The organism is Rhodococcus sp. T7, assembly GCF_009872365.1.
Classification (GTDB): domain Bacteria; phylum Actinomycetota; class Actinomycetes; order Mycobacteriales; family Mycobacteriaceae; genus Rhodococcus_F.
In genome coordinates this window covers 1-10,088 of sequence record NZ_WXYH01000083.1, presented here as the reverse complement: position 1 = coordinate 10,088, position 10,088 = coordinate 1, and the positions used below count along the sequence as shown (strand labels likewise).

The window sequence follows — 10,088 nt, the reverse complement described above, 5'->3', positions numbered from 1 at the left end:
GCGGGAGCACGACGACTCCGACGGGGATCAAGCCGCGGCGTAACTCCCGTTGGACTCAAACACCTTGACAAGTTCCGTGCCCCGCAGCTGTGCTCTGGGTCGTCAGATCCAGTCGATGTGGACGGAGTCGATGTGGTCGAAATGGAATCCGAACTGGTCGCTGTATTTGTCGAAGCCCTTGTTCTCGGGGTAGTCGAGGGTGGCATGTCGTTCGAGGAGTGCCACGACGCGGGCGTGGTCGTCGTTGGCCAGTGCGGCGGCGAGTTCACGGGATTCGTCGCTGCTGAACGGGGTGTCCGAGTTGGCGAAATCCAGGGTGCGGACGCGGTAGTCGTATCCCTCGTCGGCGCCGTTGCGGACCATGACTCCGCCCCTGACCCGGATGACGGCCTTCTTCGGGGTTCCGTCCGGGCGGAGTACGCCGGCGCGTTTCATGATGTCTTCGGCTTTGACGTTCTTGAGTTTCTTGCCGGCATCGGCGCGCAGTTCGTTCGTTTCCCCGGACCGATACCGGGAGACGGCGGATCGGGATCGACCGATCTTGGCGGCCACGGCATCGATGCCGCCGAGGCGTTCGATCGCTGCGCGGCGTTGTGCACGCTCGAGGACGTCGGCGTGCGGGATGCGGCCAAGTTGGGCCCACCGGCGCAGTGTGCGGTCCGACGGCGGGGTGCGGCCGGCGTCGATCGCGGCTTGGCGCAGTCCCTCGTTGCCGAGCTCTTTGCGTAGCTGCGTGACGGAGACCTTGCTGGTCAGCCCTGCCAGTCCCCCGCTCTTGACCTGCTTCGACTTTTCGACGCCGGTTGTTGCGGCGCCCGCGACCGAGACCTTGAGGCCGTCGAGACCGACCGTTTCCTGGGGCGGCTTCGTGGTCCGCGGCTTCGGAAGATGCAGCGCCATCACTCGTCCTCGTCCTCGGCAAAAGCCGCTTTGATCGCCAGATTCACGTCGTGAACGTCCTCGGCGGAGGCGAAGGCGGACAGGAGTGTGTCCGTGACGATGGTGTCCTTCTCCACCGACATCTTCCCGAGCGCCTCACTCGGGTCGGCGATGTCCTCGCCCTCGGCGAGGAGATACACCCAGGAGTCGGTGACGGTGCGGATCGGCCAGCGGCCGTGCTCGCGGGCGATTCGCATCGCGACGCGGCGGCCGCGCCACCGGCAGTGCGCGATGATCGACGCCCGCCACAGCGGCTGGTGATGGTGCTGCATCCGTGTGGCAGTCCACATGTCGGGGTTGACCATCCGCCCGATGTAGCCCTTGTAGCAGGATCCGACGAACCGTTTCGTCGGAGCGTCGTCGATGTCCACGGCGGTGCGTCGGGCCTCGCGCAGGATCTTCGCCCACTTGTCCAGCACGCGACCCTGCTGCGGATACACCCAGGCCTCGGTGATGTCGAGATCGTCGAGATCGGCGCCGATCCCACCATCGGCCACCGGCGAGCACAATCCGTCGAGGCTGACCGAGGTGACCCAGGTCTGCACGGGCTGGTCTTCAAGCATGTGCGGGTGCGGCAACGGGAGTTTGCCGGGCAGCGACAGCGTCTGCCCGGGCGGCAGCGTGACCCGCCACAGCCCGAACGGGGCACCCTTGTCCCCCACCGCCGCAGCGGCGGCCGCCTCACCGGTCAGATGCTCGGGCTGCCCGTACCCGAATTCGAGCATGCCCGCGGATGCGAGGTAGGCGGCGCGTTGGTCGATGGACACCACCCGGCTCGTTCCTTCGAGGTCCTCGGCGTCGGGGACCCTGGTCCAGCCGACTGCGGGTTCGAGGTCGCCGCGTGGGGCGCCGTCGAGGGGCGGTACCGGGCCTGCGGTCGCCACGACGAGGCCCTTCCCCGAGCGGGTGCGTTCCCGCTTGATCTTGTCGACGATCGCGGCGCCGGTGCGTGCGGGTGTCGGTCCGGGGAGCACCCCGAGATTCTTCGCGGACCATGCCAGCCTGCGTCCCAGCTCGCGTGCTGCCGGGAGGTCGTCGTCCGGGAGATATGTTCCGGCGGTGGGTGAGCCGAGAATGCCCATCTCGCCGACCCGGTTGTTCCAGCCGAAATCCTTGTTCCAGTATGTCCACACATATGGCTCGATCACCACATCGACCATCGAGGTGAACTTGCCGACGGACCGGGACAGGTGCACCACGTGCCCCGGGTCGCCCCGCAACTCCCATCCCGCATTCAGCATCGGCGTCAGGGTGGCCTGCAGGACCGCGGTCAAATCGGAAGCGGCACGCGTGCGCAGCGCCTCCATGTCCTCGAAGTCGTCTTCCGAGCCCGGGTCGATCACCCACCCCAACGCCTCGCACGCACCGTGATTGACGATCCACACCTGCGGAGGGGCACCCAGCGGGGTCAGGGCGGCCCACCGAATCAGCTTGTCGAGCTTTTCGACCGAATCGACCGGACCGGTCAGCTCACGGCCCGACGGTGTGTACGTTCCCTCAACGGTCACGATCAGGGCGTGGCCATCAGCTTCGTCTCCCGCGGGGAGCGTCTCCCACGCCGGTGGGGTGGCGGCTACGGCACCGTCCGTTTCCGGGGGTGGGGGGGTCGAGATATCTTCGGCAACGTCGGGTTGTTCGTCCGATTCGGGTTCGGGGGGAACGTCAGCAGGGTCGACGTTTGTTGTGGTGTCATCGAATTCGAACAGTGCGTATTGATCGTCTGCCATTGCTCGCCCTCCCCCGTTCATCTATTCAGCGATCTCGCCGTTGGAGTCCACGTCGGGCACGCCGTTGCGTGCGAAGAACTCCTGCAGCGCAACGTCGACGACATTGGTCACCGAATATCCGTACTCCTGAGTGAACCACCCCAGCCGCCGCGATGTACTCACGAGCACGCGGGTATTGAGGGGCTCCTTGTCCGGTCCCTTCTTCGGCTCCAGTGTCGAGGTAATTCGTGGCGTCGCGGTGTGTATACCGGAAGTCGGGTGTTCGGTGGGCACAGGCGGCGGGGTGGGTGTTTCGGACCTCTCGGTGCGGGTATTTCGACTTCCCGGTCCGCGAGAATCGGGCATCACACGTTGTCCTCTCTCCATCCCGGTCGTCGGCGTTGCGTCACAGCCCGCGACATCGAAGCGGCTTGAATGTAAACAACCGTCCTACAAGCGAACTTACGTGCTAGCTTCCTTGCGCGCAAGAATGCATGAATAGTTGCGCGCAAGGTGCCTCCGATCCGTCTCACTGGGAGAGCCCTCGATCAATGCGGCGAGAGGCACCTCCGCACGCAAACACCGCGGCGACCCGGCCGTTTGCGGCTTCACCGACAACGTCTCACCGGCAACCTTTGGTGTAATGGGTCTCGATGTACAAGGGGCGTGCACTTGGAGTCTCGTTCATCTCGCTGGAACCCCGCTGCCCATTCCAGATATGGCGTATCCGAATTCGATTGCAACAATGCCGAGTTGAGAAGAGAACCGACAAGGGACGCTGCCGCAACGGTTTTCGCGAGGGTCTTCGTTGTACTACGTCCGGTTGCCGAGTGGTCCGGGTTGCGGACCTCGCACGTGAACACCGGTGCGTGCGCGGCGCCCTCGACCATCACCGACCGCGTCGTCGGTCAGTCCGGTCAACACCCCCATTTGAGGTCGCGAGGCCGGCGCCGAGGCTGCCTCGCCCTTCGGTACGCGGGCGCTCACGCCCGGTGAGGTCTTCGTGGGTGCCCCGTTGCAGTGCAACCTGTTTCTCGCCCCGCGACTGGCCGCCCAGCAGTCGGATTGGCAGGCCGATCCCAGCGGTGTGTGCGGCCGCCGCCGCGAGTGGAATGGCCGCTTAGTCGGCCGGGGTGCAGTTCCCGTGAACCGAGTCAGACAGCCGAATCACGCCGCCGCCGGTCGTCCCTTCGGCACCAGTAACGCCACAAACGCGACGACCAGGCCACCGCCGGCGAGGTACAGCCCCCAGCGATCGGTGAGCACGGAGTCGTAGTTGTCCCGGAGGTAGTCACCAACACGGTCATTGAGCCGCCATCCGAACACCGCGAGCGTGCCGATCCCCACCATCACGCCCAACCACTCGGCCGCACGGGAACCCACCAACGCGGCGACCAGCAGCAAGGCCGCAGCGCCCAGCAATAGTGCCGTCATCGACTTGTAGAAGGTCACGGCCTGATTCTCGATCTGCTCAACGTCGGTGATTCCGGCGGGGAAGCCGTCACGGAGATCGATCACCGCGACGTCGCCCGGCGTAATGCCGCCGGCGACGGGAAGGAAGGCACCGATCGCGACCGCAATGGCGCACGCGAACAGGACCAGATGGATGAAGCTGCGCATCGGCATTCTCCTCGGTATCGGGCGGATGATACGGCGTCGGTGTCGGCTACTCGTCCGGCACCGGGGCGGGGAGGCGGCCCGAAGCTGGTCGATCGACAACGACACCGTAGTGCTGCGGACCGCACCGAGCCGGGACCGTACCGCGGCAAGCGGCTCCGCCATCGCCGCTCGCCGGGCGAACCGGGGCCGCAGCGCATATGCTTCCGGTCCCCCGCCGGCACACACAGCAACACAGAGCGGAGCGCACGATGACCATCACGATCTACGCCAAACCGGCCTGCGTGCAATGCACCGCCACTTACCGCGCCCTGGACAAGGAGGGCCTTGCGTACACGGTCGTCGACATCACCCGCGACCTCGACGCCCACGACTACGTGCGGGGTCTCGGCTACCTGCAGGCCCCTGTCGTCGTGGCCGGTGACGATCATTGGGCGGGTTTCCGCCCCGACCGCATCAAGGCCCTCACCGACTGGGAAGTATTGCAGCCGATGCAACAAATCGTCCCGTGAAAAACGGGGCGAATGTGGTTCGACCTCCGCAGACCTCACACCCTCTGTTCCGCCGATACGAAGGGCTGACCGACATGGCCGCAGCACTCGAGCTGGTACCCGTCACCGAAGCCGCCGACGCCACACCCGAAGACCTCATCGAGGACTCTGACCTCGGTATCGACGCCCATGCCGACGTCGAGGTCCTGTGCCTGTGCGCACTGCTTTGGGCGCCGGCGGAAGCCGCAGCCAGGACTGTCACCGCCCTCGCCACCACGGATTTCGAACGGCCTATCCACCGCGAACTGTTCACCGTGATCGCTCGGCTCGTGAATTCCGGGGTTCCGCACAACGCCCCGATGGTCGCCGCCGAACTCGAACGCACCGGCGACCTCGCCGGTCACCATGGCGCCGAGCGATCGCGCTACCTGGCGAACATCACTACCCGAGGCGCCGACCACATTGCCCTCGACCATTACACCCGCACCGTCATCTCGCAGGCCTACCGCCGCAGTTTCCGCGCAACCGCGCAATCCCTCGTCCAAGCGGCGGAACAGCTACCCGAAGATCAACTCTACGAACACATGTGCGTCCTCGGCCGCCAACAGCGCGCCGCCACCGAACGACTCGACAACCTCCGAGGAGCAGACCAGTGACCATCCACGCTGCCCTCCCGACCACCGACGACGAACGCGACGCCTGGCAACTTCACGAAGATGGGCTCAGCTGGACGCAGGTCGGCCGCGAGATCGGCTGCACCGAGTCCGCCGCGCGCGCTTTCGCCGCCGCCTACCAGCACCGCACCGACGTCGACGCGGCCCGCAATCAGATGGGCCTGTTCTGACGACAGCGTCGGCCGCGACGCCTGCACCAAACCAGCTTCATGTGGATGCATCAATGTTGTGTCTGATACAACATGTGGGTGGAGAACGAGGCGCCCGGCTCGGCGCGGCTGATGCTTGCTGTCCTGTCTCGTTGATGGTGAGGCAGTCTCGTTGATCTGAGGTATCCGGCGTGTCGTCTCACATAGTTGAGGCGTCGGTGTTTTACTTTGGGCTGTTCGTGCTGCGACGAGTCCGGGGTTGTGATGGTGGCGAGTGGTTCAGCGGCTGAGGCCGCCGTCATCCACCACGCGGATGGGTTCGAGCTGCGGTTCTTGGAGGTCGGGGCGGCGGGTCTGGTCGAACGCCGGGACGCGCTGGCGATGTGCTCGGCGACACGATTTGAGGATGTGCCGCCGGTGCGGCAGTTCCCCTCCTATCGGGGGCAGCGGAGTTTCTCAGGCGAGTATTTCGCTGGCTGCATGGGGCGCCATGTCGGGTTCGAGTCGTGGCTGGAGCGGGATCAGCTGATGATGCTGGACTTCTCAACGCGAGTGAGGGCATTTGCAGCGCAGCCGTTTTGGCTGTCTTGGCCGTCGGGCGGCAAGACCCGTCGTCATGCCCCAGATTTCTTCGTCCGGATGGTCGATGGTCGCGGAGTGGTGGTCGATGTTCGCGCCGACGACCGGATCAAGGATGAGGATTCCGCGGCGTTCGCGGTCACGGCCGCGGCGTGTGAGTCGGTGGGTTGGGGTTACCGCCGGGTGGGCACGGTGGACCCGGTGCTGTTGGCGAACGTGCGGTGGTTGGCTGGGTATCGGCATCGCCGATGCCTGAATGATGCATACCGCGACCTGCTGGTGGAGGTGTTCTTCCACCCGTCGCCGCTGTTGGTGGCGGTGGAGGCGATCGGCGATCGGCTCGCGCTGCTGCCGTCGTTGTTCCATCTGATGTGGACCGGGGTCCTGGTCGCCGACCTGGTGTCGGCTCCGTTGACCGGTGCGTCTGTGGTGAGGGTGGCTGGGGGTGGCCGATGACGGTGTCGCGGCCGGCGGAGCTTCGGGTGGGCGAGGAGATTGAGGTCGACGGGGCCGCCTACACGGTCACAGCCCTGTCGGGGACCGAGGTCCGGTTGGTCGATGTGACGGGCGACGAGCGCCGGATGGCGCTGCCGGAGTTGCTGTCCGCGCCGGGTTTTCGTGTGGTGACCCGCATGGCAGCGGCGTTGCCGCCGCAGGGGCTGCTCGATGATGTCGCCTCCGAGCTGGTGGAACAGGCGCGGTGGTGGGAGCACCACATCGTCGAGGTGATCGCGGGGGTTCCTCCGGAGGCGGGGCGGGCGGCGCGGCCCAGACCGGAGTACGACCCGGCGGTGCGCAGCCTGCGGCAGCGTGAGCTGGCGAAGGTGAACGAGCTGGCCGGTCACGGGCACACGGTGGCGTTGAGCACGTTTCAGCGTTTTCGCCTGGCCTACGAGAAGCACGGGGTGTGGGGTTTGGTCGACCACCGCTCGACCCGGAAGACGGGCGCGCGGACCGACGACCGGGTGCTCGCCGCAATCGACCGGGCGGTGGCCGAACAGACGAACCAGTCGACGGGGACGGTCACTCGGCTGCGGCGGCGGGTGGAGCAGATCCTCGTCGAGGAGCACGGCGTCGATCCGGCGTCGGTGATGCCGGCGCGGGCCACGTTCTATCGTCTGGTCGAGCGGATCTCGGCGGGCAAGCACACCTTCGGTTCGGCGCGGACTCGTCGCTCGTTGGCGCAGCGGCCGGACGGCCCGTTCGGCACGGTCACCGCGCTGCGACCGGGTGAGTGGACGCAGATCGACTCGACACCGTTGGACGTGCGGGTGGTGTTGGACAACGGGGTGGTCGACCGGGTCGAGTTGAGTTGGATCGTCGACGTGGCGACACGGTCGGTCCCGGCGGCGGTGTTGCGGCCGACGACCAAGGCGGTGGACTCAGCGCTGCTGCTGGCGCGGGCGATGACCCCGGAGCCGATGCGGCCGGGCTGGTCGGACGCACTGCGCATGTCGCGGTCGGTGCTGCCGCACCGACGGCTCACCGATATCGATGAACGGCTCGAACACGCCGCCGCGCGGCCGGTGATCGTGCCGGAGACCATTGTCTGCGACCACGGCATGGTCTACATGTCGCAGGCGTTCCGCAACGCCTGCCGAGCGATGGGCATCAACCTGCAACCCTCCCACGAGGGCTCCCCGTGGGAGAAGGGCACCGTCGAAACGAGCTTCTCCGCGGTGGGCACCCTGTTCGCGCAATACGTCGCGGGCTATGTCGGCAGCAGCGTCGCGCGCCGCGGCCGCAATGCTGAGGACGGCGCCGTGTGGTCGATGGTCGAGCTGCAACAGCTGCTGGACGAGTGGCTTGTCTCGACCTGGCAGAACCGGCCGCACGACGGGCTGCGGCATCCGTTGATGCCCGGCAAGGCGCTGACTCCGAACGAAATGTATGCCGCGCTGGTGGAAACCGCGGGATACGTGCCGGTGCCGTTGGCCGCCGACGACTACATCGAACTGCTGCCGGCGGTCTGGCGCACCATCAACGCCTACGGCGTGAAGATCCGCCGCCGCACCTACGACTGCGCGGCGCTGACTCCCTACCGCCGCCAGCACTCCGGGGTCAACGCGCGAAAAGGGTTATGGGAAGTCCACTACGACCCCTACGACGTCACCCGGATCTGGGTCCGCAATCATTACGACGGCGGCTGGATTCAGGCCCCGTGGACCCACCTGCGGGCTGGGCCGACACCGTTCGGGGAACAGGCCTGGGACCACGCACGCCAGATGCTGGCCCGCCGAGGTGAGGACCCGGTTACCGAGGCCGAGATCGCGAGCGCCGCAGCCGCATTGCTGGACTCCGCCGAACGCGGTCCCGCCCGCGAGAAGCCGACCAAGAAGGACAAGCGGGTCGCCGGGCGGACCCGGGCAGTGTCGGCGGCCGAGCGGACACCGCCTGCGCCGGTGCCCGGGCCCCCGCCGCGATGGGATGACGACGACAACGACGAGGACAGCGGTCAGATGGCGGACGTGATCCCCCTCGGGGTCTTCGACGCCCGTGAGGAGGCCAAGAAATGGTGGTAGCCGGTCACATCGACGATTCGGCGGACGAGTTCGACGCCGGACTCGAGACCGACCGGCGGGAGCCGACGATGACGCTGGCCGGGTGGCGACGGTTCGTCGACACCCCCGCCGCCCACTTCGACCTGCTGCCTGAACGGCGGTGGGCGAAGTTGTCGGAGCCGGAGCGCGACGCCTACGACGAGGCCCGGCTGAACTATCACTCGGAAATGATCATCGTCGCGACGTCGACGCTGCGCGACGTGGCCCGTCAGGGCAGGTTGTTGACCCTGCTCAACCGGCGCGAGATCAGCGCCCGCCGAGGGCTGATCGTGTCCGGGCAGCAGACCACCGGGAAGACCACCGCCCTCAAACAGCTCGGCCGTGCCCACGAGCTGATGGTGCGGCAACGCTATCCCGAGCGCTCCGGCGATCGCATCCCGGTCGTCTACGTCACCACCCCACCGAAAGGCTCGCCGCGCAAGCTTGCGATGGAGTTCGCCCGCTTCCTCGGCCTGCCGCCGGTCAAACGCGGCTACAACACCACCGACATCGCCGACGCGGTCTGCCAGGTCATGATCGCGGCCCGGGTGGACCTCGTGCTGGTCGACGAACTGCACAACCTGAACCTGGCCACCTCCGCCGGCGAGGACATGTCCGATCACCTCAAATACTTCACGGAGCACCTGCCCGCAACGTTCGTATACGCCGGGATCGACATCGAGCGCCGGCTGTTCACCGGGGTGCGCGGCAAGCAGATCGCCGGGCGTTGTGTGCTGATCAACACCGGCCCGTTCCCCTGCGACGCCGAGTGGAAGGCCCTGATCGCCACCCTCGACGACGCGCTGCGGCTGCACCGCCACGAGCCGGGGACGCTGACCCGCCATGCCCGTTACCTGCACCGGCGCACCGGCGGCATGATCGGCAGCCTCTCCCATCTGGTCCGCGCCGCCGCCCAGCTGGCGATTCTAGAAGGCGAGGAGGCCATCACCCGCAAACTCCTGGACTCCATCCCGGTCGACCATGCTGCCGAGTCCGCCCGCCACGGCGCCGCCTGATGTTCCCCTTCGGCACCCGACTGGTCCCACCGGCCCGCCTGCCTCGACCCGTGCCTCCGTTTCACGGGGAAACCCTTGCCTCCTACCTCTATCGGCTCGCCATCGCCAACCAGCTCCACCCCGACGATCTCGGCGCTCACCTGACCGGCACACGTCGAACGCGTGAACCAATCACCCTGCACGCCCTGGCCGCCGCAACCGGCCGATCCCCGCGCAGCCTCGGCCACGCCCTGCCCGAGCTACGGCCCGCGTCAACTCCGACCGCTCATCCACCGGAACCGCTACTCACCCGCCGGAGAGTGATGGCGCTCGCTGAAACTGCTCAGTTCTACTTACCGAAAGTGCTCACCCGTGTGGCTCCGCCGATGAGGGCGGGT

General features: G+C 66.9%; 10 protein-coding genes. 7 read left to right on the top strand and 3 right to left on the bottom strand.

The genetic code is table 11. From position 1 onward, the window contains the following. Positions 1–102: 102 nt before the first annotated feature. The 3 genes from MLGJGCBP_RS10735 to MLGJGCBP_RS10720 all read right to left on the bottom strand — a co-directional run bounded on the left by MLGJGCBP_RS10735 (position 103) and on the right by MLGJGCBP_RS10720 (position 4,265). Positions 103–900, bottom strand: coding sequence for a hypothetical protein (locus MLGJGCBP_RS10735; protein WP_160095438.1), 798 nt, complete (start codon positions 898–900; stop codon positions 103–105). Beyond that, complete coding sequence (locus tag MLGJGCBP_RS10730) at positions 900–2,666, bottom strand: hypothetical protein (RefSeq protein ID WP_236581026.1); 1,767 nt, start codon at positions 2,664–2,666, stop codon at positions 900–902. The genes MLGJGCBP_RS10735 and MLGJGCBP_RS10730 overlap by 1 nt, the downstream gene beginning before the upstream one ends. Before the next feature lie 1,146 nt (positions 2,667–3,812). Next, on the bottom strand, positions 3,813–4,265 hold the full coding sequence (locus MLGJGCBP_RS10720) for a hypothetical protein (protein ID WP_160095432.1): 453 nt from the start codon (positions 4,263–4,265) through the stop codon (positions 3,813–3,815). 248 nt (positions 4,266–4,513) lie between these two features. Between MLGJGCBP_RS10720 and nrdH the strand changes: the two genes are divergently transcribed. From nrdH to MLGJGCBP_RS54255, 7 genes are all read left to right on the top strand, one after another. Then, positions 4,514–4,774 (top strand): glutaredoxin-like protein NrdH, encoded by a 261-nt coding sequence (gene nrdH, locus MLGJGCBP_RS10715; protein ID WP_160095430.1) that lies wholly within the window; start codon positions 4,514–4,516, stop codon positions 4,772–4,774. A gap of 74 nt (positions 4,775–4,848) precedes the next feature. Continuing rightward, positions 4,849–5,409 (top strand): DnaB-like helicase N-terminal domain-containing protein, encoded by a 561-nt coding sequence (locus MLGJGCBP_RS10710; protein WP_160095428.1) that lies wholly within the window; start codon positions 4,849–4,851, stop codon positions 5,407–5,409. Further along, positions 5,406–5,597 carry a hypothetical protein gene (locus tag MLGJGCBP_RS10705; RefSeq protein ID WP_160095426.1) on the top strand — a complete coding sequence of 64 codons (192 nt, stop codon included), beginning with the start codon at positions 5,406–5,408 and terminating at the stop codon, positions 5,595–5,597. Before MLGJGCBP_RS10710 ends, MLGJGCBP_RS10705 begins: the two co-directional genes overlap by 4 nt. A gap of 312 nt (positions 5,598–5,909) precedes the next feature. Further along, positions 5,910–6,611, top strand: coding sequence for a TnsA-like heteromeric transposase endonuclease subunit (locus MLGJGCBP_RS10700; RefSeq protein WP_236581025.1), 702 nt, complete (start codon positions 5,910–5,912; stop codon positions 6,609–6,611). A gap of 125 nt (positions 6,612–6,736) precedes the next feature. Beyond that, positions 6,737–8,677 carry a Mu transposase C-terminal domain-containing protein gene (locus tag MLGJGCBP_RS10695; protein WP_160095440.1) on the top strand — a complete coding sequence of 647 codons (1,941 nt, stop codon included), beginning with the start codon at positions 6,737–6,739 and terminating at the stop codon, positions 8,675–8,677. Then, the gene (locus MLGJGCBP_RS10690) at positions 8,668–9,711 is read left to right on the top strand and encodes an ATP-binding protein (protein WP_160095424.1); all 1,044 of its coding nucleotides are present in this window, start codon (positions 8,668–8,670) and stop codon (positions 9,709–9,711) included. The genes MLGJGCBP_RS10695 and MLGJGCBP_RS10690 overlap by 10 nt, the downstream gene beginning before the upstream one ends. Then, a partial coding sequence (locus tag MLGJGCBP_RS54255) for a TniQ family protein (protein WP_442972090.1) occupies positions 9,711–10,088 on the top strand: 378 nt, incomplete at its 3' end. The genes MLGJGCBP_RS10690 and MLGJGCBP_RS54255, both read left to right, overlap by 1 nt.